Source organism: Ligilactobacillus apodemi DSM 16634 = JCM 16172, from assembly GCF_001434405.1.
GTDB lineage: Bacteria > Bacillota > Bacilli > Lactobacillales > Lactobacillaceae > Ligilactobacillus > Ligilactobacillus apodemi.
The window spans coordinates 1-2,338 of sequence record NZ_AZFT01000028.1 but is presented as its reverse complement, the minus strand read 5'-3'; the positions used below and the strand labels follow the sequence as shown (position 1 = coordinate 2,338).

The 2,338-nt window shown below is 49.9% G+C and carries 1 protein-coding gene; it reads right to left on the bottom strand.

Annotated elements, in window-relative coordinates:
* On the bottom strand, positions 1-2,338 hold a 2,338-nt coding region (locus FC32_RS10695; protein ID WP_056957236.1), incomplete at both ends, for a midas domain-containing protein.

Sequence of the window (2,338 nt, the reverse complement as noted above, 5' to 3'; positions counted from 1 at the left end):
CTTCACTGGCAGCGGAACTTGCGGTTGACGCATATTCACTCGTCTTCACACTTGAGAAATCTGCTTCGCTTGCTGATTTATCCGCATCGCTTGCTGACTTATCGGCATCTTCTTGGTCTGCTGCTTTTTGAGCGTCATCCTTAGCTTGATTTACATCATCCAAGGCATCGTTTGCTTGATCAGCTAAGTTTGCGGCTTCTTCGGCTGCGCTCTTAGCGATCTCATCGTTCTTGATTGCTTCACTTGCGGCTGAGCTTGCGGTACTTTCGGCGGAACTTGCCACTGCTGCAGCTGAGCTTGCAACTGAAGCGGCACTCGATGCTTTGTCCTTGTCACCTGCTTGCGCATAACTATGTGCTTCGCTGGCTGCACTATTAGCTGTTGAAGCTGCTGACTTAGCTACTGAATCGGCTTGACTTGCATCTTCATAGTTCTTCGTTGCTTCATCAGCCGCAGAACTTGCCACACTGGCTGCACTCGATGATGCTGAAGCCGCAGAACTTGCCACACTGGCTGCACTCGAAGCAGTTGAAGCGGCACTGGATACAACTGTATTGTTTGGACGTTCACTTGCCATATCAGCTACATCTTTAGCTGTACTTTCGGCATTGGAAGCTGCGTCAGATGCTTGACTTGCACTTTCTGAGGCATCGGAAGCATAACTATGTGCTTCACTGGCAGCGGAACTTGCGGTTGACGCATATTCACTCGTCTTCACACTTGAGAAATCTGCTTCGCTTGCTGATTTATCCGCATCACTGGCAGACTTATCGGCATCTTCTTGATCGGCTGCCTTTTGCGCGTCTTCTTTTGCTTGATTTACATCATCTAAAGCTGCTTGTGCTTGATCCGCAAAGTTAGCGGCATCTTCGGCTGCTTTCTTAGCGATCTCATCATTCTTGATTGCTTCACTTGCGGCCGAACTGGCTGTACTTTCAGCTTCACTTGCCACTGCGGCAGCGGAACTTGCTACACTGGCTGCACTGGACGCTTTGTCTTTGTCACCTGCTTGCGCATAGCTATGGGCTTCGCTTGCGGCACTATTGGCTGTTGAAGTGGCGGAACTTGCTACTGAGTCTGCTTGGCTTGCATCTTCATAGTTTTTTGTTGCTTCATCAGCGGCGGAGCTTGCTACGCTGGCGGCACTCGATGATGCTGAAGCTGCTGAGTTGGCTACAGATGCCGCACTTGAAGCTGTAGAAGCGGCACTAGATACAACTGTATTGTTTGGACGTTCACTTGCCATATCAGCTACATCTTTAGCTGTACTTTCGGCATTGGAAGCTGCGTCAGATGCTTGACTTGCACTTTCTGAGGCATCGGAAGCATAACTATGTGCTTCACTGGCAGCTGAGCTAGCTGTAGAAGCATATTCACTCGTCTTCACGCTTGAGGAGTTGGCTTCGTTGGCTGATTTGTCAGCGTCTTCTTGGTCTGCTGCTTTTTGCGCGTCTTCTTTTGCTTGGTTTACATCAGCTAAAGCATCGTTTGCTTGGTCGGCTAAGTTTGCAGCTTCTTCAGCAGCACTCTTAGCGATCTCATCGTTCTTGATTGCTTCACTGGCTGCTGAGCTAGCTGTACTTTCAGCTTCACTTGCCACTGTGGCAGCAGAACTTGCTACGCTTGCAGCGCTAGAAGCTTTGTCCTTATCGCCTGCTTGAGCGTAACTATTGGCTTCGCTAGCGGCACTATTGGCTGTTGAAGCGGCGGAACTTGCTACTGAGTCTGCTTGGCTTGCATCTTCATAGTTCTTCGTTGCTTCATCAGCGGCGGAGCTTGCCACATTGGCTGCACTTGATGAGGCACTAGCGGCTGAGCTGGCTACACTTGCGGCACTCGAAGCAGTTGAGGCAGCACTAGATACGCCTGCATTGTCTGGGTGTTCACTTGCCATATCAGCTACGTCCTTAGCTGTACTATCGGCATTGGAAGCTGCATCAGACGCTTGACTTGCACCTTCCGAAGCATTAGATGCGTAACTGTGTGCTTCGCTGGCTGCAGAACTTGCGGTTGACGCATATTCACTGGTCTTCACACTTAAGGAATCTGCTTCACAGGCTGATTTATCAGCATCACTTGCTGAGTTGTCGGTATCTTCTTGATCCGCTGCTTTTTGCGCGTCTTCTTTTGCTTGAGTTACATCAGCTAAAGCATCATTTGCTTGGTCCGCAAAGTTAGCAGCTTCTTCGGCTGCGCTCTTAGCGATCTCATCGTTCTTGATTGCTTCACTTGCGGCTAAGCTTGAGGTACTTTCGGCGGAACTTGCCACTGCTGCAGCTGAGCTTGCTACGCTTGCAGCGCTAGAAGCTTTGTCCTTATCGCCTGCTTGAGCGTAACT